The organism is Edaphocola flava, assembly GCF_004118155.1.
In the GTDB taxonomy this organism is placed as follows: domain Bacteria; phylum Bacteroidota; class Bacteroidia; order Chitinophagales; family Chitinophagaceae; genus Edaphocola; species Edaphocola flava.
The window spans coordinates 586284-611790 of sequence record NZ_SAIQ01000002.1 but is presented as its reverse complement, the minus strand read 5'-3'; the positions used below and the strand labels follow the sequence as shown (position 1 = coordinate 611790).

Below are 25507 nucleotides of genomic sequence, written 5' to 3'. Positions count from 1 at the left end.
AATCGGCTCCGGTTTTGTTGATTTTTTAAATATATTTTCTGCAATACAGCAATATTATGATAGAAATTAAAGTGCCTCCTGTTGGCGAATCAATCAGTGAAGTAACCCTTGTTACCTGGATCAAAAAAGACGGAGAATGGGTAGATCGTGATGAAGTAATCTGCGAATTAGAATCTGAAAAAGCAACTTTCGAATTAAATGCAGAGCAGGCGGGTATCCTCCACCACGTTGCACAAGAAGGAGACACTATCAATATCGGCGATATTGCCTGTAAAATTGACGAAACTGCGGAACGCCCTGCGGGTGCAGCGGCTCCGGCTCCGGAAGCAGCTCCTGCTGCTGAAGCGCCAAAAGCTGCAGCAACAACTCCTGCTGCTCCGGCAACCGCTATTGCTGCTGATGTAAAAGCGACTCCTGTTGCGAAGAGCATGATGGCTGATAAAAATGTAAACCCGGGTAACGTTACCGGTACGGGCGCTAATGGCCGTATCTTCAAAAGCGATGTCCTGGCTGCATTAGAAAACCCTGGCCGTCCGGTAGGCAAACCTTTATTCACTCGTGAGGATAAAGTACAGAAGATGAGCAACCTGCGTAAAACAGTATCTCGTCGCCTGGTAGAAGCGAAAAACACTACTGCAATGCTGACTACTTTCAACGAAGTAGACATGACAAACATCATGAGCATCCGTAAGCAGTACAAAGATAAATTCAAAGAAAAACACGGTGTGAACCTGGGCTTCATGTCCTTCTTCACCAAAGCCTGTACCATCGCACTGCTGGAATGGCCTGCTGTGAATGCCTATATTGACGGTGACAATATCGTTTACCACGAATACTGTGATGTATCTATTGCGGTATCTGCCCCTAAAGGCCTGGTAGTACCGGTAATCCGCAATGCAGAAAGCATGGGTATGCACGAGATCGAAGGTAAAATCGGTGAACTGGCTGCTAAAGCCCGTGATAACAAACTGACGATCGAGGAAATGACCGGTGGTACCTTTACCATCACCAATGGTGGTGTATTCGGTTCCCTGATGTCTACTCCTATCATCAACATCCCGCAGTCTGCGATCTTAGGTATGCACAAAATACAGGATCGTCCTATGGCTGTAAACGGTAAAGTGGAGATCCGTCCGATGATGTACCTGGCACTGAGCTATGACCACCGTATTATTGATGGTCGTGAGTCTGTAGGTTTCCTGGTACGCGTAAAAGAATTACTGGAAAATCCGGAGCTGATGCTGATCGGCAAAAGCCCGACTCAGGCATTACTGGAATTATAATTACAGCAATTTATATAAAAAAAGCACTGACCACTTGGTCAGTGCTTTTTTTTGCCCTCTCCCCGGAGCAAACACCTTTCTCCGCACTGGCTTCCACTCATTACAGAAGAGTTCTGTGAAAAATTTTACGGGATTTGCTAAGATTTTCTTAAAACAATACGTCTTATCTATTAACAGCATTCCTGTATCAACCTGAAAAAATATAACAATCTGAGTTTATGAAGAAAAAAATACTAAGCCTGGGCCTGCTCGGCATGAGCATAGGCCTGTTTTCCTGCAACCGGGGTGCCCCTATACAGGGCACAGTGTGGGTGCCAAAATACCTGAGCAAATCTGAGGCCCGGGACATCCGGTCCAAACCACCACAGGCCGTAAGCAGCGGAGGCAAAATATATGCCTGGCAAGATTTTGTATTTCAACTGGAGTCCAATGCCGGTATACATGTATACAAGCTGGTAGATCAGAAACCGCAACCCTATAAATTTATACAGGTTTACGGTGCACAGGAGCTCTCCATCAGAGGCCATTATTTATACACCAATAATTTTACCGATATCGTAACCCTGGACATCAGCAATATGGACCAGGTACTGGTAAAATCGCGGGTGGAAAACACTTTTGCCTTAGGCTCTTCTACCCTGCCGCCACAGCAAGGATTCTTCCAATGTGTAGATACCACAAAAGGTATTGTGGTCGGATGGGAAAAGAAAAACAATATTGAAGCTACCTGTAAATACTAATCTCCATGAAAAAAATAATATACACAATCCTTACCCTGATGAGCCTGGCCAGCCTCTGCGGTATCACTTCCTGCAGCAAAGACGGGTACAGCGAGATGTCCCCTTCGACAGGAACGGGAGGCTCTCTGGCAAGATTTACCATTGCCGGCAACTACCTGTATGCCGTGGATCAAAATGCGCTCAAAACGTACCGTATGAACACCGACGGCAGCCTGAATCATGTATCTACCGTGGTATTGGGTGCAGACATTGAAACGATTTATCCGTATAAAGATAAATTATTCATCGGCTCCCGCGAGGCCATGTACATTTATAAACTGAACAACCCTGAGTTACCGGAATTTGAGCAGATGGCCTCACATGTGCGTGCCTGTGACCCGGTTGTAGCAAAGGATAATTACGCTTATGTAACCGTTCGCTCGGGCAATACCTGCGGGGGAACTGTAAACGCTTTATATATTTACCAGGTCGACAACCTGAATTATCCGCAATTATTAAATACATATTCCCTGCACGGCCCTTATGGTCTGGGTATAAAAGACAACACCCTGTATGTGTGTGACGGAGCGGGCGGCCTGCGCATCTTTGACGTAAGCAACCCTTCCGGGGCAACATTAACAGGCACCCGTGCCGGGTACACGTTCTACGACTGCATTCCATACGATTATGACAATGTACTGATCTGTATGGTAGATGGTGGTATGGTGATCTATGACATCAGCAATCCGCAGGACCCTGTGTTCCAGTCGCAGACCTTTTAAACAAGGCTTATTGACATACGGCATATTACAAGGATAACGGGCAACAGTACATCTGTTGTCCGTTTCTTCTTTAATACAGATTATGTAACTTGCAGCACAAATTAAAAAAAGCGCAATCGAAGCATGCACCCTATCGAGTATATATTCCCCATACTGGCGGAACCCAAAAAGATATTTATTACCACACACCAGAAACCGGATGCGGATGCTTTAGGCTCCTCTCTCGGATTGTACCATTACCTGATCCAGAAAGGACACGAGGTAACGGTAGCCATCCCTAACGAACTCCCGGACTTTCTGCACTGGATGCCGGCTATCGAAACAGTACTGAATTATGAATCTGAACCAAAGATGTGTGAGCAGGCTATTGCAGCCTGTGACCTGATCTTCTGCCTGGACTTCAACCACCTGAGCCGCATCAAAGGGCTGGAAGCGCCGCTGAGAGCTGCTACACAACCCCGTGTACTGATCGATCACCACTTGCAACCGGAAGCTGATGTGTTCTTTTGTGGCACCAGCAATCCTGACAAGAGCAGTACCTGTGAGATGATATTTGACTTCATACGCCAATGCGGAGATGAGGACCTGATCAATAATGACATTGCACAATGTCTGTATACCGGTGCAATGACCGATACCGGATCGTTCCGCTTCCCGGCAACTACGGGCAGCGTGCATGAGATGATTGCCTTCTTCAAGCACCGCGGCCTGGAGCACAGCATCATCCACCAGCATGTATATGACAGCTGGAGTGCAAACCGTATGCGCTTTATCGGCTATGCCCTATATCAGAAAATGGACATTGCCTCTTCGGGTAAGTATGGTATCATTGCATTGTCCTCCAAAGATATGGAGCCCTTCAACCTGATGTCGGGCGATACAGAAGGCCTGGTAAACTACCCACTAAGCATTGAGGGCGTACAGGTTGCGGTACTGATCACAGAAAAAAACGGAGAAATAAAAATGTCTTTCCGCAGTAAAGGAAACATAGATGTTAGTACATTTGCAAGGACCCATTTTAACGGTGGCGGTCACTTTAACGCTGCAGGCGGCAGATCTGACCTGGGCTTTGAAGCCACTATAGAAAAACTGAAATCACTAATCGGTAACATTATACCATAAATAAAACAGATAAATTCATATCATGAAATTAAACACTTTATTATTCAGCTGTGCCATTGCAATGGCAGCGACTGTTTCCTGCAAAGGCCAATCTTATGAAAAAACTGCCAGCGGACTGGAATATCGTTATGAGCACAAAGGCACCGGTACATATGTAAGCAAACCTGGTGATATGGCGAAAATGCACATCACTTATAAATTAAGTGACAGTACGTTTTTCGATTCTCACAAAATGAACAATAATCAACCGGTAGATCAGCCTTTACAAAAGCCTACTTATAACGGCGATGTATTTGAAGGTTTACTGATGATGAAAGACGGAGATAAAATGGTCTTCAGATTACCGGCTAAGACATTCTTCGAAGCAATGAAACAACCAATGCCTGAATGGGTAAAACCTGAAGGATATGTAACCTGGGATGTAGAAATGGTTTCTGTAAGAAGCAAAGAAAAAGTAGAACAAGAGCAAAAAGAGCGTGCTGCCAAACAAAATACTATTGATGACGGCATTATCCAGAAATACCTGAAAGATAATAAAATCGTGGTGAAAGCTTTACCTAAAACTCCGGTTAAGGCTAACCCTAAAGTAGCATACAAAGATGCTTCCGGCATTTATTATATCGTGCAGAAAACAGGTACTGCATTACCGATCGGTAACGGCAAAAAAGTATCTGTAAACTATACCGGTAAATTACTGGACGGTACTGTATTTGATTCTAACGAAGATCCTAAATTCAACCACGTACAACCAATCGAGTTTACCGTTGGTCAGCGTCAGATGATTATGGGTTGGGACATCATGGTATCTAAAATGAAAGTAGGTGATAAAGTAACGGCTATTCTGCCATCTTCTCTGGCATACGGAGAACGTGCTATGCCGGGAAGCCCTATTAAAGAGAACAGTGTATTATTATTCGACATTGATCTGCTGAAAGCAGAGTAATGTGTACGGATGAGCATATAAAAATGGTTATGGCGCGCCTCTGGTGCGCCATAACCATTTTTATATGCCATGATAATTTGTATTTTTAGCCCGTAAATATTCCTGATGAAATTATATCTCCTTGCACTGATCGGCCTGCTGGCCTTCGGAAACAAAGTAAGCGGACAAGACAAGTTATATTGTACCAACAATCCCTACCGCAGCTGGTGGAATGTAGTGCATTACACCCTGGAGGCTAACATACCCACAACAACTGAAAGTATCAACGGCACGGTAACTATTCGCGCAGTAGCTACACAGCATACGATCGATACCATACAGGTAGACCTGCAATCGCCCCTGCAATTAAGCACGGTCAAGGTTAATGGTATATACCGCCCTGCTTTAAAAAACGGAAATGCTTACCTGATCCCTACCGGTTATATCATGAAAGATGACACTTTTTCTGTAGTACTGCAGTATCAGGGTATACCGGTACAGGCAAAGAAAGCTCCCTGGGATGGTGGTTTTGTAAGACAGAAAGATGAACAGGACAAACCCTGGATTGCGGTTGCCTGCCAGGGCATAGGTGCTTCGGTATGGTTTCCCTGCAAGGACTACCCGGGAGATGAACCGGAACTGGGTGCCGACCTGTATTACACTACCGATGCGGCTTATACCGCAGTGGGTAATGGTACATTAATCGAAACCAATAATGATGGTGCAACAGAGAAGGAATGGCATTGGAAAGTCAGCAAGCCTATAAACCTGTATGACATTACTTTTTACATCGGAGATTACACGCACATGCGCGATACCTTCCGGGGGCTCAATGGCACCCTGCCCCTGGATTATTATGTATTAAAATCAAATGAAGCGAAAGCCCGCAAACAATTTGAGGTAGTAAAACCGATGCTGCGCGCTTTTGAATACTGGATGGGACCTTACCCTTTTTACCCGGACGGCTATAAGCTGGTAGATGCGCCTTACCTGGGTATGGAGCACCAGAGTGCAGTGGCTTATGGCAATGGATATAAGATGGGCTATGCGGGTGCAGACCGTAGCCAGACGGGCGTTGGTTTATTGTTTGATTTTATTATTGTCCATGAGAGCGGGCATGAATGGTTTGGCAATAATGTATCAATTAATGATGTGGCGTATTCCTGGATACATGAAGGTTTTACGACCTACTCAGAAACGCTGTTAGCAGAATCACTATTCGGCAAGGAAAAGGCTTTTCAATACCAGCGGGGCTGCTGGCGGCTGATCCGTAATGATAAGCCTATGGAAGGTATGCCCGGCAACTGTGACGGCGGCAGCGGAGATCATTATGTAAAGGGCAGCGCCATGATCCATATGATTCGTATGCTGATGAAGGATGATCAGCAGTTTCGCCAATTATTACATGATATCGGCAGTACTTACGGCTATAAAACTATATCCGGACCGGAGCTGGAGCGCTTTATCATAAAGCGGACTAAGCTGAAATTAAAACCATTGTTTGCACAATACCTGCGCACTACCCAGGTACCGGAACTGGTCTTAATCAGAACAGAAAAAGGATTTACCTATCAATGGCAATCCTGCATTGAGGGGTATAACATGCCCGTACTGGTATATATCGACGGACAAGCAAAATGGCTCCGGCCTGCAACTAAGGTTAAACAGTTTAAATCTGCAACTGTAAAAGAAGTGAAGCCAAGCCCGGACTTTTATATCCGTTGTAAGGGTTTAGAATAAAAGGTGTTTTACCGTATGTCCGTTGTTGATCAGTTGCTTCAGTGATTCTATACCGATCTGTAAATGCAGGTTTACATAATTCTGCGTCACAGAAACATCGCTTTTAGAGGTTTTCACACCATCGGGTGTCATGGGTTGGTCCGAAACCAGCAGCAAAGCCCCGGTTGGGATCTGGTTGGCAAAGCCGGTAGAGAAGATGGTCGCCGTCTCCATATCTATCGCCATAACCCTAATCGTTTTCAGGTATTCTTTAAACTGGTCATCATGCTCCCATACCCTCCTGTTGGTGGTATATACCGTACCGGTCCAGTAGTCTTTATGGTGATCGCGTATAGTGGTTGAAATCGCTTTCTGCAAGGCAAAAGCCGGCAGGGCGGGCACTTCTGGCGGAAAGTAATCATTACTGGTTCCCTCTCCTCTTATGGCCGCAATGGGCAGAATAAGATCACCTACAACCGTTTTACTCTTGATACCGCCACATTTGCCCAGAAACAATACGGCCTTAGGGGTAATAGCGGATAAGAGGTCCATGATAGTAGCAGCTGTGGGACTGCCCATACCGAAATTAATTATGGTAATACCGTCTGCAGTAGCACAGGTCATGGGCTTGTCTCTTCCCACCACAGGCACCTGGTGCATTTCGGCAAACATCTCTACATAGTTCTGAAAATTGCATAACAGAATATAATCTCCAAAATGCTCCAAAGCCTGGCCGGTATAGCGGGGCAGCCAATCATTAACTATTTCGCTTTTTGTTTTCATATGGCAATTTAGCACATTTTCCCCGCCAATGAAAGCTACTACAGGCATTTAATAAAAAATTAAAGGGCTTACACGCGCTGCAAATGCCGGATTTTTTAGGCATCTTTGCGCATCATGATTGCACTTGAATTTCCGGAACCTTCATTCAATATTAAAGTGGAGCTGGGCAAGCAGATGATATTTGATGCCTTCCGCAAGAAATACGTCATCCTGACTCCGGAGGAATGGGTGCGCCAGAATGTGCTGGCCTCGCTGGTGCAAAAGGCGCAATATCCTCAGGGCCTGATCTCTGTAGAAAAACTACTGCTCGTGAATAATATGCGTAAGCGGTATGATGCGGTAATCTACGACCATGACCGCAAACCGTGGATGCTGCTGGAGTTTAAGGCAGCTGCTATAGACCTGAATGAAGATACACTGAAACAGACCCTCAATTATTACAAAATGCTGCAGTGCCCGTACTTTATGATCAGTAACGGCCAGCAGACCTTTTGTGCAGAAAATAAAAATGGATTACTGAGCTGGCTTACCTCGCTGCCCGTTTATAATTTTTGAGTACTCTTCCCCGTTAATGATCTTCTGTGCATCATTCAGCATCTTATCACTACGGTTCATCACTTTATAATACCCTTCATTGCTATACAAAATCCTTGCCCAGGAAGCTTTTACATAGTTTTGTAACAGCTTCATTTCATTAGGTTTGATGCGTACAATCATGGCATATTGTGGTGAGATCTCATTACCTACGGCATCCAGTGCGCGGGACAGACTTGGGTCGAAATACACTCTTGCGTCAAAATCCCGGAAGGATTGTAAAGACTTAAATAACTTATAGTGACTCAGAAAATACTGATAAATGAACTGGTCTAATCTTGGATCATTAATAATTTTGGCCAGTACCGGAGAGTAAGATTCTTCATCGCGGGTTACGGTAACATCAGGTTCAATACCGCCACCACCGTATACCACACGGTTATTTTCTCCTGTGTAGAATTTCGGTCCGCGCATCATTGTATCTATTCCCTCACGATTCTGCTGTTGTTCCCAGAAGTACTTATCACGGCCATCTTCGTAAGAGCGCTGTATACTGCGGCCTACCGGCGTATAATAACGGGCTACGGTAATGCGCATGGCTGCACCATCACCCATTTCAAACTGTTCCTGTACCAGACCTTTACCGTAAGTATTACGACCAATGATCACGCCACGGTCCCAGTCCTGTATGGCACCGGCCAGGATCTCACTGGCAGAGGCACTGGCCTCATCTACCATAATCATCAGGCGACCAGTCTCAAAAATACCGTTGCGATATGCATTATAATTCTCTCTACCGATCTTGGACCCGTAAGTATATACCAGCAGTTTATTGCCATTGATAAATTCATCGGCGATCTCTGTAGCGGCCTCCAGATAGCCTCCGGCATTCTGGCGCACATCCACGATCAGTTTCTTCATCCCGCTTTCCTTCAGGTAAGTACAGGACTTCAGGAATTCGTCATAAGTATTGGCAGAGAATCTTTTGATCTTGATATATCCGGTTTCTTTATCCAGCATATACGCCGCATCAATACTACCCACCGGCACTTCCCCTTTCTTCACCTTAAGGGTGATGGTACGTTGTTCGATCGGACGATACAGGGTAATGTTTACTTCCGGAGCAGGATTTTTACGCACGCGGCGCACCAGTTCCGCCTTGGATACATTCACCCCGGCTACAACAGTATCATTGATCTTCAATAACTGATCTCCGGTTTCGATACCGGCAAAGAATGCGGGACTGTTCAGCGTGATCATGGACACCATAGGCGTATCGCGCACAATCTGGTATTCCATACCCACACCCTTGAAGTTACCTTCCAGCGTGGCGTTCACGGCTTCAAAATCTTTAGCGGGAATATAAGAAGTGTGCGGATCGAGGTGGCTTAAAATACCCTCAATCGCATCGTTATACAAAGAATCGGAGCTGATAGAGTCGACATATTTTTCATGAATGATGTCGATCATTTCTTCCAGGCGGTCATTGCGCTCCAGGATGGTCGCAAAGTCTCTTTTACTGCCCAGGTATTTATTCAGATAGAAACCAGAAATAAGCCCTACTATCAGTACAATAGCGAGCATTAAAGGAATCCAGATGTTTTTGGTACGAATTTTGGGCAGCCGGTCGGACATAATGGTCAATGAGTATGCAAAATTAATTGAATATTAATGTAAACACCCAATTTTTTTTATTTATTGACCTATATTAACCCACAATATGTGCATAAAAAATCAGGGCACTAATACCTTGATAGCCTTAGGCATTATGCTGATCCCGATTGGCTCGCCGGCATGGCAGGAAACAGCATCTCCATCCACCTGCATGATACTATTCTTAGGGTTGCTGATCCGGATTTCCTTACCGGAGTAATGCTGCACATAACGGCTCTGCTGTATGGCTCCCATAAAGGCCTGCAAACCTATAACCGGGGTAAGCAGACTGGGGTGCTCCCGGATCACGACAATATCGAGCATACCGTCATTCAGCTTGGCCTGCGGGGCAATGAAGAAGTTATACCCGAGTTGGGGTGCATTCGCTATGGTAATCATAAAGGCTTTTTCGCGCACCTCTTTACCGTCGATATTCAGTATCCACTCCTGGGCCTTAAACCGGCGAAAGTGTTTCAGGATAAGGCTGAGGTATGTTTTAAAGCCCCGTGCATCGTTGCCTTCAAAGGCTTTGGTAATAAGGGCATCAAAGCCGACACCGGTGTTGCTGATGAAGTAATGGTCATTGGCCATGCCTACATCCAGCGCCTGTACATTAAAACCGTTAATAACTTCCAGTGCTTTTTCCAGCTTCAAAGGAATGCCGATAGAACGGGCCAGGCCATTTCCCGAACCTTTGGGAATAATGCCCAGTATGATATCACTACCCTGCAGTCCGGTCACAACATCATTCAAGGAACCATCACCACCTACAGAAACGACGATGTCGATACGGTCTGCAGCAGCTTTGCGTGCCAGTTCTATACCATGTTTGGGGTATTCAGTATAGGCAAAACGGATATCAAAAACAGATTTATCCAGTATGTTTACGATCGCATCCTGTATCGCTTTTACCCTATCAACACCCGCTTTGGGATTGATGATAAACAGGATTGATTTCAGTTCAGACATAAGGTGCTTAGATTTCTGCTTTGAGGCTGATGTCCAGGCTTACCGCATGATGCGTAAGGGCCCCTACGGAAATGAAATCGACCCCGGTAGCAGCATACTGCTCCAGGTTATCGAAGTGAATACCACCGGATGCTTCGGTTTCGGCCGCACCATTGATCAGGGCCACGGCTTCAATGATCTGTTCCGGTTTATAATTGTCCAGCATAATACGGTCTACGCCACCGGTGGCCAGCACCTTGCGTACATCTTCTATATTACGGGTTTCTACTTCTATTTTCAGGTCCAGGTGATGGGCTTTGAGATAGGCCTGCGTCTGCAGGATCGCTTTCTCTATTCCTCCGCAGAAATCGATATGATTATCTTTAAGCATCACCATATCATACAAGCCATAACGATGGTTATGTCCGCCACCGATCAGTACCGCCTGCTTTTCCTGCATACGGAATAATGGTGTGGTCTTACGGGTATCGAGAATGCGGGTAGGATAATCTTTGATCTTGTCTACATAACGCTTGGTCATGCTGGCAATGCCACTCATGCGCTGCATGGTATTCAGGACCAGGCGCTCTGCCTTAAGAATGGTATGTACACCGGCTTCTACTTCAAAAGCAATATCTCCGTAGCGGATCGCATCACCATCTTTCATAAAAAGATTAAAGCGGGCATCCGGCTCCAGGTAATGAAAAATATCCTGCGCCCATTTCATTCCGGCCAGGATACCATCTTCTTTTATTTTCAGTATAGCCTTGCCTCTTGCTTCTTTGGGAATGCAGGCCAGTGTGGAGTAATCACCGGTACGCACATCCTCTTCCAGGGCGGCGTGTATAAATTCAAGAGCAGTCATCTTTCTCGTTTTTATTCAGGGCAAATATAAGCTTATCCCTACTCCTGCCAAGCAATCGCTATAATTTAATATTCCGTAAACAGAAAAGCCCGGTCAACATTGCTGTCAGCCGGGCTTATATCCTGATTTAATTTCTATTGGGTGATCACCAGTTTAGCGGTGTATAATTTACGGGAGTATATTTTGATAAAATAAGTACCCGGTGGTAAATCCTGGTGCAGCAGAGAGAATTTATTATCATTCACATTGCGGCTCTGGTACAGGGTACGGCCGGTAGCATCGGCCACCTCTATCTTCTCGATCGGGTATGGCGATTCGATCATACTACGGCCTCCGTTCTGTGCAGGGTTAGGATAAACGCTTACTTTATTTTCGCCGGTCTCATCACGATGAATCTTTACAATCTCGCTGTAGGCCTGTGTGCCGTCTGCACTGCGCATCTGCAGGCGGTAGAAGTTATTGCCTGTTTGTGTCGCTTTATTCATATACTCATACTTCCCGTTTGCAGCAGGATTATACGTCGTATGATACAGATCGGTAAAATGTTTGGCATCTGTACTGTATTGCAGGGTAAACTGATCTCCCGGCTCTTCTTTATTCACTTCCCAGTTCAGCAGGTGATCGAAGCCGAATACTTTACCATCGAAGTGCATCAGGTTCATGCCCAGCGGCGTGCTGATCATCTGGAAATACACACGGTTAGATACTTCATTATAAGAGTCATTGGTGAACAGTACGATAAAGTAGTTGCCTGGTTGGTTCGGCATAGAGGTATCCGGAATGCTGCGGGAACCTGCAGGAAGGCCATCGATATAGGTATAGCTTACAAAATCGTCTGTATTAGGATCCATAGCTGCGCCGTAAATACCAAGCCAGTCTTTAGGATTACCCGGTCCGTCTACCCATGTAGCACCAATGTACTCACCAAGGTTATAGTTCGACTTATCTGTAGTCAGGGTGGTAATACTATCTCCTACAGAGAAGTAAGTTCTTTCTGTGGCTTCAAAGTACGCATCTTTCAGGAGGTACGTGGCAAAGTAATATCCTTTTGCCAATCCGCTTACATTATAGGTACCGTTAGCCGAACCGCCAACATAAGACCATTTTACAGAAGGGCTGGTACCTGCGCCTGTACCGGGATTCATACCTACTTTGTAGATACCGATCCAGTCGTTTGTCATCGCCGGTGCATTACTGAAGGTCACCGGTACAGTCGTTCCTACATTATAATTGCTCTGTGCCGTAGTCAGTGTAGGCTTAGGTCCGTAGTAGAAGGGTACGCGTGGTGCAATTTCAGTATAACCGCCGTCCTGAAACAGTGCAGCATAATATTCATTTTTCGTACTCAGGTTAAATTTCAGCACACCGCTCACATTACCATTTGTGGTTTTCCAGGTAACAGAGGTATTGGTACTCGGGCTCTCTCCCTTGCGGTAAATACCGATCCATGCAGCAGGATTAGTAGAGCTACCAGAGAAAGCTACTCTTACGGTGTCTCCAATGCCATAGCGGTTGGTATCGAGGCTTATCGCCGGGTTGAATACAACACTATTGTACACCTTAAAGGAATCGGTAACTGACCATGCAGACCAGGACTGATTTCTATCGCGATAGCGTGCCCGCACATAATGCCAGCCATTACCTACCGCGCCAGCAGGTACCGTATATTGTGTAATATCCAGGCCAAGGTTCTGGTTTTTGGTGGTATCTGGTGTGGAACCGGTCACAGTTCCGAACAGGTCTTCGTAATGACGATATGATTTCTTCTCTAACACACCGAAGTTGCGATCTGCGGCAACCTGGAATTCTGTTGAGTTCAGTTGCTCATTGGCAGTAGAAGCAAAAGCTGATGCCGTAAGGGTTACCGGCAATTGCAGGGAGTCCGGGAAGGTATTGGTGATCTGCGGTGCATTAGGCACAGCCAGTTGTTTACTGCGATAGAAAGAGTCAATCACGACATTATCCTTAGTACCGTAGATACTACCGATAGAATAGGTTACTACAGAAACTTTATCATTAGCCATATCCACATCTACCAGCTGGTATGCCCAGTTGGAAATGGTCTTCTGTACATCATCAAAGTTTTGTTCTGTAGCCATACCCCAGTACTGGTTCCATGCAGTACCACCGGAGATGATATTATAGGCAGGCTGGTTTTCCATCTGCCCGCGGGCGTATAAGTGGTGATGTGCCCCTACATTCATAAAGTACTTAGGCGACTGTAAGGCGTATGGCACAACTGTATTACGCACCCATGTAGAGATATCGCCAACATATTGCTCTGCCTGATAAGGACGGTGGCCTATGGTGATAAACCATTTTACAGAAGCATCATTATTCAGGGTATCGATTACACGTTTCACCCAGTTGAACTGCGTGCTATTGGCCGCGCTGGATTCGGTGTTCATGTAGATGATCACCATATTACCTGCCTGGAAGGCATAATACTCTTCAGAACCGGAATAGATGCCTTTATATTGCATGCTATCCAGGAAGAAGTGGTCGTAATAGGCTTGCATCTTCAGTGTACCATAGGTCTCGTGGTTACCTACTGCCGTTTGTATCGGCAACAGGCCGGACAGGTATTTAGATTTATCCAGGTGTACATGCTCATAGTGATCCAGCGTACCTACATCCACCTGATCGCCCAGGTTCAGGATAAAGGAAACCGAATCATTAAAATTAGCACCGTACAGCTGCGTCATTTTTCTTTTTGCCGACATCATCAGTGAGTCATAACGCGGCTCGGCCTTGATCTGGTTATCGCCCAGGATCAGGAAGCGCAGGTGATTAGATGCATTGGGCGCTGCACCGGCAACAGGCAGGGTTCGGAAAGACTGTACCGCACTGGAGTCTGTACCACTCAAGACACGATAGTAATACTTGGTTGCTGGTTGCAGACCATGCAGTTTCACCGTATGATAATAGTAATCATTATTATAATTTACATCGTTCATTAACTGTGTGCTGCCACCGATCAGCATATCCAGGTTGGTCGGGGAAAGCCCGAAACGTACCTGCGGACTAAGCGCAGCATTGGTTTTCCAGTTAACAACAATCGAGTTGGGCGTGATGGCCTGTAAATAAGGATTTACGGCTTGTGCTGTAGCAAGGAAGGGCATACATATTGCACACACCAAGCCACACAGTAGTTGTAACACTCTGTTCATAAGAAAAAAATATAGCAGGAGAAAAAATTGAATGGCAAAAGTAGCCGGCACAGGTTAAGGCAATCTTAATCCCTCTTTAAGAAATTGTTGTCAAATACGGGACTAAACATTTTGTAAGTTTACCATATCTGCATTTTAAGTATTTCCTTAACCGCTTATCTTGCAAAAAATAAGTATTATTGCATGTAAAACCATTCTGTAGTGACTTTCGAAAGCGTCAAAAATACCAAAGCATTATCGCTGACCCTGGGCATACACGCATTGCTGCTGCTGGCCTTTTTCTTTGTGAAATACCAGTCTGTGGCTCCGCCTGAGCTGCAGACCTTTGATGTGGAACTGACTACTGCACTGGGTACTTCGGATAATGGCCTGGGTATTGACCCAGCTGAAATGGTCATGGGCGCCCCTGCCCCGCTTACCGCTACGGCCGATGCCGGCAGCAGTGCTGATGGTGGTAATACAGAAACTTCATCCAGCAGCGAAGCAGACATCAACCAGGATGAAAACAATGATGAGGTTGCGACAACAGAACATGCACATGCTACTGCAGTGCTGAAACGTGCAGTGACCAATAATAAAACACCGAACCCCAATACCCCGGTATCCAATAACCGACCTAATAATAAACCTCCGCAACCATCTAACAACAGTAACAGCCGTAATGCTGCAGCCAGTACCAATACCGGAGCACGCAGTAATGCTACTCCGAAATATTCTTATAACGGCAGCACTGGTCCCGGTGGTAATGGTTCAGACCAGGATGCACCAGGTGCAACCAGTCGTGGTGATGGTACGGGCAATGGACTGAAAGGTAAGCCAGGTGGTGATCCTAACGGATTAAGCTATAGTGGTGGGGTTAATGGCCGCAACATTGTTGCCAGCCCGGACAAAAGAGCTGAATTCCGCGAAGGGGGCAAAGTAAGCGTGAAAGTATGGGTGAACCGTGATGGTGCCATTACCCGCTACACGATTCTCTCTGCGGCAAACAGTACCATACGTGCTATTGCAGAGCAAAAAGTAAAAGCCATTCGCTTCAATAAACTACCGTCTGCTCCTGTTGAGCAAAACGGTGTGATCATAATCAATTTCAAAGCCGGTACCGGCCGATAAAATAATTCATGTACTACCTCAGACAGGCAGTAGAAACCCTCATCGGTTCATACGACGGGAAGCTGCCCCTTAGCCATCATTTAAAGCAACATTTCAAAACGCATCCCAAACTGGGCTCACGCGATCGCAGAGCGATTTCAGATGCGATATATACTTATTACCGGTTTGCCCGGTTTGTGACACCATCATCCAGTCAGAACATATGGGATATTGTCCGGGAAGGTATGTTGCAATGCGGCATAGAAAATGCGTTCCTTCAGCGCATGCTGGATGGCATGGAAGCCCATCCGGTGCAATGGGATATAACAGCTCCATTTCCCGGTATACAGCTTACCAGCGGCATGGAAGCAGACACCTGGAAGAAAGCGATGTTGCAACAACCACGATTATTCCTGCGCCTGCGCCATAACCGCGAGCGAACATTTCAAATATTACAACAGCAGGAGATCAGCTATACCCTGCCTGATGAACATGCTATATCCCTGCCGAACAGCACACAGATCGACAAGCTATTGGACCCTAAGGATTACGTGGTGCAGGATTACAGCTCCCAGCATGGTATGGACCTGCTGAAACAACATGCGGATGCGGACCAGAAAGCAATTAAAGTATGGGATACCTGCGCTGGTGCAGGTGGCAAGATGTTATTGCTGAAAGATACTTATCCGGAGGCTACTGTATTATCTACAGACATCCGTCCTACGATACTGCACAACCTGAAAGAACGGGCAAGGTTATATGGCCATAAATTTGTGCAGACCAAAGTGGTGGATAGCAGTGATGCCGGTGCGGTGTCTGGCGAAATTCAAGGGGAGTATGACTGGGTAATCTCTGATGTGCCCTGCTCTGGCAGCGGTACCTGGGCCCGAACACCGGAACAGTTTTATTTCTTTCACCCCGATAAGCTGCTGCATTTTGCAGACCTGCAATGGAGCATTGCGCGCAACACCTGTCGTAAAGTGAAGCCGGGCGGCTATTTCCTGTATATTACCTGTTCTGTATTTACAGCTGAGAATGAAGCTGTAGTACAACGCCTCCTGCAAACAAACCCTGATATGGAGCTGGTTGCAGAGCAGTTACTGAATGGAGTGGATGCGCATGCGGACAGTATGTACGCTGCACTAATCCAACGCAAACCTTAATCAGATACGGTAGGTATCTGCATTATGCTCGGAAAGGGAACCCAGCTCGATCAATGTACAGTCGGTCTTGGTTTCCAGCTCATGCCATACATAGGGATCTATCTCAATTTTAGAAGGCACATCCAGCTCTACACGGATAATTGCCGCCTCCTGTATATTGCCATAACGTAAGATGGCGGTACCGGAGAGCAGGATTAGTATTTCCGGTTGTTTGGAGAGTGATGTGCCCTTATGATAATGGTTGCCACTGATCGTACCCGCTTTGCGAAAGATAACCAGGTGTCTGCCCATGCGTTCATGAAAGTATTCACAGGTATAACCCCTGTCATCTGTCCCGATTAATTCTAATGGAGTAATGCGTACCATAGTGGTATAATTTAAGAAGCCACTTCTTCCGAAGTTGTAGCGGCCGATCCGTCAAACAATTTTACAGTATCTTTTGTGAGACTGAGTCTCTGTGCACGCTCCAGCTCACGCAGGCGCCAGATCAGGAATCGGTCACCAGTATAGATCTTATGCTTAGCCATCAGCTGGCCCACGAGTTTATTGATCTTCTGAGGCTGGGCCGTACAGGCATCCAGCAATAATTTATCATATGCAGTAATGGGCTTGCTGTTGATCTTACGGCCGCCTTCATTCTGGCGTATGCCCATCCCCTCTTCATGAATCAGTCGTTTCCACTCATCTCCCTCTGTCTCCCATTCTGATGGGGTAATGGCTCTGGCCAGTTTAAGCGCTTTCAATACCTGGCGCGGAGGTAAGGCTGCAATGCTTTCGGGATAGAATAGTTTACCCTCATCGTCCAGGAATGGAAGGCCATTGATATTGATGACATACAGTTTGCCCATATGCTTTCTGAGAAAATGCAGTAACCAGAAATAAGTACATACATCTGCAGGAATACTGCCCATCCAGAAGCATACCTGATCAATGGTTTCATTGGTCAGACCGGTAGACAGCTCCATCAGGCGATCGAGATCATCAACCACTATTTCATGCTGATCACCCGACACCTCTTGCCAGAACTGGCTGCGCAGCTCAGAAAACTTAAGGGTTTCTGAACGCAGGGGTCCTACATTAAATACATCTTTAACCACCATTACAGAAGCCTCTTCTGTATCTGAAGACAATGCCTGCTTAACCGCATCTCCGGCGATATCACCTACTAGGATATGTACCATTTTCATAGCCGCAATTTACAAAAAAGATGCAATGCACCGGTATATTAAAAGGGGAAAGACAGCTGCTTTGATATCCAATACCCATCAAAAGTATGGCTGCATACTGCTGTAAACAATACTTTTATGAAAAAACACAACCAAAGTTAGTGCCGGACTTTTTATTGGCTGGAATATTGAATATACTTTTGCTTCAGAAACTAAAACAAAACACACTTAAACAGAACCACACCTAACAGCTAAAACCTATGAAACTGAAAATATCCTTTGATAGTCCCGGCCGGGATTATCGGGGTATTTTTGGTTTTCCGGCTCCACAGAAAATAAAGCAATTTACCCTTTAACCAACAGGTCTATGATCTGGAGTTGTTCATCTCCGTTAAAGGTATGCATACCATAGTATTTGTTATAACGGCTTAGCTGCTCTACAGCCTCTTCTTCATATTCCTCCTCACTCAGTTTTACGATCCTGTTGATCATGATTTCGGAACCATAGGTTGCTCCGCAATTCTGAGAGGGCCTGTACAAAATACCTTCTTTACAATAGATCTGCCCTGCATTACGGGCTTTGTGCATGTCAATAATTACCGGGTTCTTTTTATGCGGTTTCCAGTCGTTGCTGAATAGATTGTCGGAATAGTAAATATATAAGCGTTCATTATTATCATACTCTTCCTCTTCTATTTTATTAAAGAAGAGCCAGTACTTACCCTCATGAAATAGCCATAAGGGGTCCAGTATATTCATGCCTTCTATCATCACCATTTCCTCTGCCCATACATGGGGAAACTGTATTGCTTTATAAACAGACAGCTTACCGGAGCTGCTTTGTTCCGGCATCATATAATACTGATCTTCGTGTTTGAATACATTTGGAAAGGACAAATGAAACGGCTGTCCGAGTACTTTCGCAGGCTTGCCGGATGATTTCCCATTTTCATCAAGCATGATTACCGAAATATGTCCTTTACCGGTACTCCGATCCATCTCTTCAAAAAAGACAAAATTTTCTCCGCCCTTCCGGACCAGGAAGGGATCGGCCCAGAAGCTCTTCTCAGGCTGCCCGATAAAAGATACTTTTTCCTGACGGATCAGGGCTATCTTCCAGCTGTACTTTCCGGACCAGAAACAAAGTTTACGTATTAATAAAAACAGGCAAAGTCTGAGATAGTATCTTATCAGATGACTCATCGTATAGGATGGATATCTTGAAAGATGCACCGGGCGGGGATTATCCTTGATCTGGCCTAATACGAGGTAGGTCAGGTAGTACAATGCCTTATCGCGGTTATTATATATTCCCCTGATTGTTGCAAAAGATAATTCATGGCAGGTTTCCCAGGTATGACCGCTTTGGCGTGATGACAACCGCACATTGGTATACTGTTCTTTCCTGATGGCTGCATCGTACCAGTGATCTTTATCCATTTCCGGACGATATGCTTTTTTGAATGTCAGCGGAAGTACTTCCAGTACGCTTTCTGTAAGGCATATGGCATAGGTACACGTTGCGATCATTCCTTCTTCATACCGCTGCATACCGGGATAATCAGACAGGGTATCTTCCAGTGCACAAGGCTCCAGTGCAGGTACCTTAAAGGTTAGTAAACGACGATCTATAAATGAAAGAATGGGATTTTTTTTGACTGCTGGACGTGCCGTATTCAGTATATACACAGCACAATAATCTCCTGCATGTTCTAACAAAGCATGCAATATGGCACGTTCATAAGCGCTGATTGTTTTATGCAAGACAATCAGGTAAAGCGGTGGTGCTCTCATATTAAATCATAAATTTCACCAGACCTTAGGGGGTCGGTTACACATTACTCCTTATACTGATACAGTATTCTGCTGATAGGTTTTAGTTGGAAATACTGTATATAGCTGCTTAGTGTGACAGCTATGCACCGGAAAAGTATACAAACAAAGTTGTATATAAAAATTTACATTACATTTTAACAGATAGTTTATTACAAAAAGGCCTGTATGTGCAATTATAATGCATCCTTAACCATATTGCCCAGGCGCTTCAGATCAAACTCCAACTTATCGTTCCAGGCCAGGCCATAGTTCAGCCGCATACAGTTATTGTACTGGTTGTACTGTGTAAACATACGTCCAGGAGCAAATCCTATCTTTTGTTTGATAGCTATGTCAAACAGTTCGGCCGTATCGACTTTTTTATCCAGCTCCAGCCATAACATGAAACCGCCCTGTGGTTGCGATATACGGGTATGATCGGGGAAGTACATTTCTATTGCGCGCTGGTATCGCAGACAGTTTGCATACAGTGTTTTGCGGAAGGTGTGGAGGTGATGGTCGTAGCGACCGTAATTCATAAAGTCAGCCACGACTTCCTGGTATAAAGAGGGCGTGGATATGGTTTGTAGTAATTTCTGGTGAAGGATCTTGTCCTTGTACTTGCCCGGTGCTACCCAGCCCACCCGGTAACCGGGGGCCAGCGTTTTAGATACTGAACCACACCACATAACAATACCCGCTTCATCGTAGTATTTACAAGGTTTGGGCCTTGAAGGCCCGAAGAAGAGATTGCCGTACAGGTCGTCTTCTATGAGTGGAATATCATACTCAGTAAGCATCCGTACCAGCTCTTGCTTATGCTCATCCGGCATAAGGCATCCCAGCGGATTGCTGAAATTGCTGATAAAACAGCAGGCATTGAGTTTAGGCAATACCTTTTTAACCGCATCCAGGTCTATGCCCGTTACGGGATGCGTAGGAATCTCGATCACATTCAGTTTCAGAGAAGTGACGATCTGAATGATGCCAAAATATACCGGGCTCTCTACCGCCACCGTATCGCCGGGCCGGGTAACGGCCATAAGGCAGTTAAAAATGGCATTCATGGTACCAGAAGTGGTTACGATATCATCTTCGGTAATTTTACCTTCCAGGATCAGTGACCATTTCGCTACCGTGCGGCGCAGATTAAGATTACCCTGCACCGGCTCATAACTGACGCCACCATCTTTCATATTACGCACAGCGTTGATAATGCCCTTGTTCAACTTGGCAATGGGCAGCAGGCTCTGATCGGGAAGCCCCAGAGAAAATTGGGTGATCTCCTTATCATACAAAGTATCGAATACTTTTGTGATCAGGTCCTGCGGCTGTTCTCCACTGCTTGTCTTGATCTTGCCTACAGAAGGCAGAGCGCGCTTGCGCTGCGCTGCCGGACTCACAAAATAGCCGGACTGGGGACGGGATTCTACCAGTGACTTGCTTTCAAGCTCCCAGAACACCTGTTTAGCCGTATTCAGGCTTACATTATACATTTTCTGTACCGATCGCAAAGAAGGTAATTTATCGCCCGGTTTAAGGGTGCCATTAACGACCTGCTCTTCCAGTACGCGTGCTATCTTAAGATAAAGTATTTCTTTTCTCACAGCCATAATATTGTCTCTTTCAAAGGTATAATAATACCGGTGGCTAATTGCAATTATTCAGCCAGCCGACCAACCTGGTAATCTGTGCCTGTATCGCAGCTACATCCTCAACCTTACCGAAAGAATGATCCAGCTCTTCTTGCGCTCTGTGTGCTAACTCTTGCCGGATAACAGTTGTATCAAACCCAGCTTTACCAAAATAACGGATGACCGGACTACCCTCTTCTGAAATACTGACCGATGAAAAGCCAAGCACTTCGGTGCCCAGGCTGGCCTGTACCAGCGGCAGTCCAAAACCCGCATTAAGTACGGTACCTGCTCCTTGTTCACGGTAAATATCAATCAATGATTTGAGACCGGACAGGTATACCGGACTATAGTGCACTTCCCTGTGTTGATGAGCTTTTGTTTTCATAACCAGATTTTTATACTGTAAAGCTAGACCGAACACTTGAATGGACACAGATACAGAAACACCTATTAAATAGGACACAGTTCAACCTGCATATATTTTGTACTTTTAGTGCCATAACACAATCTCTATGAATCGCATAGTATCGCTGCTAGGCTTACTTTTATGCTTACTGCCTGGTTTGCCTAAAGGAGTTTATGCACAGCAAAAACAACAAAAATCGCTGTTGACGGTGCGTCCGGATACGCTTACCCTATTCGACAAAGCACGTTCCCGGCCTATACCCATAGCTGTTTTCAGACCTATGCCTGGCATTATCAGTCCCGGGCTCGTCATCTTCAGTCATGGTTATGGGGCCAATGATCCTGGCAGTTACCTTACCTATAGGGGTATCTGTAACTTCCTGGCCTGGCAGGGTTATATGGTCATTAGTATACAGCATGAGCTCCCTACCGATGAGCTGATTCCGATGGAAGGGAAGCCACAGATTGTTCGCAGACCATTCTGGGAGAAAGGAGCGGATAATATCCTGTTCGTGATTCGCTATGCGCAGTCGCATTATGCGGCACAGTGTAATACGCGCAACATTGTACTGATCGGGCATTCCAATGGCGGAGATATGAGTGCACTGTTTCCGCAAAAATATCCGGGTATTGTTTCGAAAGTAATAGCACTGGACAACAGGCGTATGGCCCTGCCCCGCACCAGGAAGCCAAAGATTTACACGCTCAGATCCAGCGATCAGCCTGCAGATGAGGGCGTATTACCTGCAGCAGCAGAGGCGAAAAAGCTGGGCATGAAAATCATTAAACTACCGGCTACCATTCATAATGATATGGATGATGGTGGTACAGAGGCCCAGCAAGCAGAGATCAATGGATATATAAAGCAATTTTTACAAGAAAAATAAACAATGAACTTAAGCTATTATGCAACCGTTAAGGATAATTTTATACGAGACGGACACGCAACTATACCACGATTATATACAGATGCTGAGATTTGTGAAATGATACGGATCATTGATCTGAATGCTCATGCTGACATGCCTTCAGAGAAGACACAAAAGGTATTTGCCATAAGACAATGTCTTAAAAAAATTCCTGAGCTTACATCCTTAATATATAATAACAACTTCAAGAAGCTAGTCCAAGAGGTATTTGGCAAAGATTATTTCATAGTAAAAAGTATCTATTTTGATAAGCCTGAAGAGGCTAACTGGTTTGTGGCTTACCATCAAGATATGATGATAACAGTGGCGGAGAAAACTGAGATTGATGGTTACGGACCATGGAGTAACAAACCCGGTCAGTACACCGTACAACCTCCGGTCGAATTACTTGAACGTATGTATACAGTGAGGATACATCTTGATGATACCGATGCACAGAACGGGGCATTAAAAGTAATATCCGGCTCTCATATACAGGGTGTATACAGACCTGAGCTTATTGACTGGAATACGAATAAAGAAGTGCAATGTTTTGTTCCCGCCGGTGGTGCCATGCTCATGAAACCGTTGCTTTTACATAGCTCTGCCCGCAGCATAGGCCAGAAAAGGAGAAGAGTTCTTCATATTGAATTAAGCAATCAGGATTTACCCCAACCATTGGAGTGGTCGGAGAAACTGGAGCTTAATGGCTTGAATCCATAAAATAGCTGTGGCGCACCTTTGGTGCGCCACAGCTATTTTATTCTGAATTGTAATATAATATTTTAGAATTGCATCAGCTTCTGTACAGACTCATCCAGTCTGCCCTTAGCCAGGAAGTTCTGCTCCAGTTCAATCGCAAATGGGATTGGTGTATCCAGGCTCGCACAACGCACGATCGGCGCATCCAGGTACTGGAAACAGTTTTCAGAGATCCACGCAGAAATCTCTCCGCCAATACCGCCCATCAGACAATCTTCATGTAAGAGTAATACTTTACCGGTACGTTTCACACTGGCTTCGATGGCTTCATAATCCAGCGGAGACAGCGTTCTCAGATCCAGGATGTCGATAGAAAATTCAGGATGCTGCTTCGCATAATCTGTAGCCCAGTGTACGCCGCTACCATAAGTAATGATAGACACATCGCTACCTTCCTGTACCAGTCTTGCCTTACCAATCTCAATGGTATAGTAATCATCAGGTACCTGTCCGCTTACACTTCTGTACAAGGCTTTATGCTCGAAGAAGATAACCGGATTCGGATCTTCAAAAGATGCCAACAGTAAGCCTTTCGCATCTTCCGGTGTAGATGGATATACAACTTTTAATCCCGGTGTATGGGTAAACCATGCTTCATTGCTCTGAGAGTGGAACGGACCCGCTCCTACTCCGGCACCTGTCGGCATACGCACGACTACGTCGGCATTTTGCCCCCAGCGGTAATGAATTTTAGCGAGGTTATTGATGATCTGATTGAAACCTACCGTTGCGAAATCGGCAAACTGCATTTCCATCATGGCTTTATATCCTTTGATGGACAGCCCCAGTGCGGTACCGATAATAGCACTCTCACATAATGGTGTATTGCGCACACGCTCCTTACCAAACTGTTCCATCATACCTTCGGTTACTTTGAAGGCTCCGCCGTATTCAGCGATATCCTGACCCATCAAAACCAGTTTAGGATGACGTTCCATGGCCTGGCGCATGGCATCACTGATGGCCTGAATAAATTTCTTTTCGCTCTTTGCACAGCTATCGGTAATCACTGTATTTTCTGCTTTATACGGCACAAATACATCTGCTACTTCTTCTGCGGTATCCGGTTTGATGGCTTCAGCCGCAAAACCGATCTCCAGACCGGCTTCAATCTCCTGCTGAATCGCTTCACGGATCGCTGCGATCTGTGCATCATCAATGATATTTTCTTTTTTCAGGAAGTCTTCATAGTTCTGTACCGGGTCTTTCTTACCCCATAATTCAAACAGTTCTTTCGGTACATACTTCACGCCACTAGCCTCTTCATGACCACGCATACGGAAGGTCATGGCTTCGATCAGGATCGGCTTCTGCTCTGTAATACAGTATTCGCGGGCTTCTTTGATCGCCTGGTATACTTCCAGGATGTTATTACCATCTATTATTTTTGAAGCCATTCCATAACCAACAGCTTTATCGGCCAGTTGTTTACAGATAAATTGTTCGCTGCTCGGAGTACTTAATCCGTAACCATTGTTTTCGATCAGGAAAATAACCGGTAAGCCCCATACAGCTGCTGTATTCAGCGCTTCGTGGAAGTCCCCTTCACTGGTACCACCATCGCCGGAAAAGGCAAGGGATACTTTTTGTTCTTTCTGTAATTTATGTGCCAGGGCAATACCATCAGCAATAGCCAGCTGAGGTCCCAGGTGGGAGATCATACCACAGATATGATGCTCATTACTACCGAAGTGGAATGAACGCTCACGGCCTTTACTGTAGCCCTCTTTTTTGCCCTGCCATTGCAGGAATAATTTAGAAAAAGGCATTTTACGGGCGGTGAATACGCCCAGGTTGCGGTGCAGGGGCATGATATACTCATCACTGTCCAGCGCCATAGTAGCTCCTACGGCAATCGCCTCCTGGCCAATACCGCTAAACCATTTGCTTACTCTGCCCTGACGCAGCAAAATCAACATCTTTTCTTCTATCATCCGGGGTTTTACCAGGCCCGCATATAATTGTATCAACAGGTCTTTGTCGAAGTGCTTATGATCAAATTGCATGGATTCTAAAAAATTTGCCCAAAGGTAATATATTTTACCTATCTGCCACGGCCGTA

Annotated in this window: 22 protein-coding genes; 11 read left to right on the top strand and 11 right to left on the bottom strand. The window is 45.5% G+C overall.

Annotated elements, in window-relative coordinates:
- The first annotated feature begins 56 nt into the window (after window positions 1-56).
- The 6 genes from odhB to EMP01_RS08880 all read left to right on the top strand — a co-directional run bounded on the left by odhB (window position 57) and on the right by EMP01_RS08880 (window position 6568).
- Entirely contained in the window at window positions 57-1283 is a 1227-nt protein-coding gene (gene odhB, locus EMP01_RS08905; RefSeq protein WP_129021158.1) for a 2-oxoglutarate dehydrogenase complex dihydrolipoyllysine-residue succinyltransferase, read from the top strand.
- Between the two features lie 218 nt (window positions 1284-1501).
- Entirely contained in the window at window positions 1502-2023 is a 522-nt protein-coding gene (locus EMP01_RS08900) for a hypothetical protein (protein ID WP_129021157.1), read from the top strand.
- 5 nt (window positions 2024-2028) lie between these two features.
- On the top strand, window positions 2029-2784 hold the full coding sequence (locus EMP01_RS08895; RefSeq protein WP_129021297.1) for an LVIVD repeat-containing protein: 756 nt from the start codon (window positions 2029-2031) through the stop codon (window positions 2782-2784).
- Window positions 2785-2907: 123 nt separating this feature from the next.
- Window positions 2908-3906 carry a DHH family phosphoesterase gene (locus EMP01_RS08890; protein ID WP_129021156.1) on the top strand — a complete coding sequence of 333 codons (999 nt, stop codon included), beginning with the start codon at window positions 2908-2910 and terminating at the stop codon, window positions 3904-3906.
- Window positions 3907-3928: 22 nt separating this feature from the next.
- Window positions 3929-4849 carry an FKBP-type peptidyl-prolyl cis-trans isomerase gene (locus EMP01_RS08885; RefSeq protein WP_129021155.1) on the top strand — a complete coding sequence of 307 codons (921 nt, stop codon included), beginning with the start codon at window positions 3929-3931 and terminating at the stop codon, window positions 4847-4849.
- 105 nt (window positions 4850-4954) lie between these two features.
- The gene (locus tag EMP01_RS08880; RefSeq protein ID WP_129021154.1) at window positions 4955-6568 is read left to right on the top strand and encodes a M1 family metallopeptidase; all 1614 of its coding nucleotides are present in this window, start codon (window positions 4955-4957) and stop codon (window positions 6566-6568) included.
- On the opposite strand, the gene EMP01_RS08875 is transcribed toward EMP01_RS08880, so the two are convergent.
- Entirely contained in the window at window positions 6560-7330 is a 771-nt protein-coding gene (locus EMP01_RS08875; protein ID WP_129021153.1) for an AMP nucleosidase, read from the bottom strand. The genes EMP01_RS08880 and EMP01_RS08875 overlap by 9 nt on opposite strands.
- A 114-nt stretch (window positions 7331-7444) precedes the next feature.
- Here EMP01_RS08875 and EMP01_RS08870 point away from each other — a divergent pair, with 114 nt between their 5' ends.
- Window positions 7445-7885: a type I restriction enzyme HsdR N-terminal domain-containing protein gene (locus tag EMP01_RS08870; RefSeq protein WP_129021152.1), complete on the top strand. Its 441-nt coding sequence runs from the start codon at window positions 7445-7447 to the stop codon at window positions 7883-7885.
- On the opposite strand, the gene EMP01_RS08865 is transcribed toward EMP01_RS08870, so the two are convergent.
- The 4 genes from EMP01_RS08865 to EMP01_RS08850 all read right to left on the bottom strand — a co-directional run bounded on the left by EMP01_RS08865 (window position 7844) and on the right by EMP01_RS08850 (window position 14500).
- On the bottom strand, window positions 7844-9499 hold the full coding sequence (locus EMP01_RS08865; protein WP_129021151.1) for a S41 family peptidase: 1656 nt from the start codon (window positions 9497-9499) through the stop codon (window positions 7844-7846). The two genes, EMP01_RS08870 and EMP01_RS08865, sit on opposite strands and share 42 nt — an antisense overlap.
- Window positions 9500-9598: 99 nt before the next feature.
- A complete protein-coding gene (locus EMP01_RS08860) occupies window positions 9599-10486 on the bottom strand; it encodes a diacylglycerol/lipid kinase family protein (protein WP_129021150.1) in 888 nt (295 codons plus the stop codon).
- Window positions 10487-10493: 7 nt separating this feature from the next.
- Window positions 10494-11330, bottom strand: a complete 837-nt coding sequence (nadC, locus tag EMP01_RS08855) for a carboxylating nicotinate-nucleotide diphosphorylase (protein ID WP_129021149.1) — start codon at window positions 11328-11330, stop codon at window positions 10494-10496.
- A 134-nt stretch (window positions 11331-11464) separates the two neighbouring features.
- Window positions 11465-14500 (bottom strand): fibronectin type III domain-containing protein, encoded by a 3036-nt coding sequence (locus tag EMP01_RS08850; protein ID WP_129021148.1) that lies wholly within the window; start codon window positions 14498-14500, stop codon window positions 11465-11467.
- Window positions 14501-14701: 201 nt separating this feature from the next.
- Between EMP01_RS08850 and EMP01_RS08845 the strand changes: the two genes are divergently transcribed.
- Both EMP01_RS08845 and EMP01_RS08840 read left to right on the top strand, forming a co-directional pair.
- The gene (locus tag EMP01_RS08845) at window positions 14702-15610 is read left to right on the top strand and encodes an energy transducer TonB (RefSeq protein WP_129021147.1); all 909 of its coding nucleotides are present in this window, start codon (window positions 14702-14704) and stop codon (window positions 15608-15610) included.
- 8 nt (window positions 15611-15618) lie between these two features.
- Window positions 15619-16752, top strand: a complete 1134-nt coding sequence (locus tag EMP01_RS08840) for an RsmB/NOP family class I SAM-dependent RNA methyltransferase (protein WP_129021146.1) — start codon at window positions 15619-15621, stop codon at window positions 16750-16752.
- On the opposite strand, the gene EMP01_RS08835 is transcribed toward EMP01_RS08840, so the two are convergent.
- The 5 genes from EMP01_RS08835 to EMP01_RS08815 all read right to left on the bottom strand — a co-directional run bounded on the left by EMP01_RS08835 (window position 16753) and on the right by EMP01_RS08815 (window position 21755).
- Window positions 16753-17118, bottom strand: a complete 366-nt coding sequence (locus EMP01_RS08835) for a polysaccharide biosynthesis C-terminal domain-containing protein (protein WP_129021145.1) — start codon at window positions 17116-17118, stop codon at window positions 16753-16755.
- Window positions 17119-17129: 11 nt separating this feature from the next.
- Entirely contained in the window at window positions 17130-17933 is an 804-nt protein-coding gene (locus tag EMP01_RS08830; protein WP_161971274.1) for a DUF3658 domain-containing protein, read from the bottom strand.
- A gap of 330 nt (window positions 17934-18263) precedes the next feature.
- On the bottom strand, window positions 18264-19712 hold the full coding sequence (locus EMP01_RS08825; protein ID WP_129021143.1) for a glucosamine inositolphosphorylceramide transferase family protein: 1449 nt from the start codon (window positions 19710-19712) through the stop codon (window positions 18264-18266).
- A gap of 215 nt (window positions 19713-19927) precedes the next feature.
- On the bottom strand, window positions 19928-21346 hold the full coding sequence (locus tag EMP01_RS08820; protein ID WP_237559505.1) for an aminotransferase-like domain-containing protein: 1419 nt from the start codon (window positions 21344-21346) through the stop codon (window positions 19928-19930).
- Window positions 21347-21383: 37 nt separating this feature from the next.
- A complete protein-coding gene (locus tag EMP01_RS08815; protein WP_129021142.1) occupies window positions 21384-21755 on the bottom strand; it encodes a hypothetical protein in 372 nt (123 codons plus the stop codon).
- A 127-nt stretch (window positions 21756-21882) separates the two neighbouring features.
- Here EMP01_RS08815 and EMP01_RS08810 point away from each other — a divergent pair, with 127 nt between their 5' ends.
- Window positions 21883-22662, top strand: coding sequence for an alpha/beta hydrolase (locus EMP01_RS08810; RefSeq protein WP_129021141.1), 780 nt, complete (start codon window positions 21883-21885; stop codon window positions 22660-22662).
- Window positions 22663-22665: 3 nt separating this feature from the next.
- On the top strand, window positions 22666-23406 hold the full coding sequence (locus EMP01_RS08805; protein ID WP_129021140.1) for a phytanoyl-CoA dioxygenase family protein: 741 nt from the start codon (window positions 22666-22668) through the stop codon (window positions 23404-23406).
- A gap of 62 nt (window positions 23407-23468) precedes the next feature.
- On the opposite strand, the gene EMP01_RS08800 is transcribed toward EMP01_RS08805, so the two are convergent.
- Complete coding sequence (locus EMP01_RS08800; RefSeq protein ID WP_129021139.1) at window positions 23469-25451, bottom strand: alpha-ketoacid dehydrogenase subunit alpha/beta; 1983 nt, start codon at window positions 25449-25451, stop codon at window positions 23469-23471.
- Between the last annotated feature and the right edge of the window lie 56 nt (window positions 25452-25507).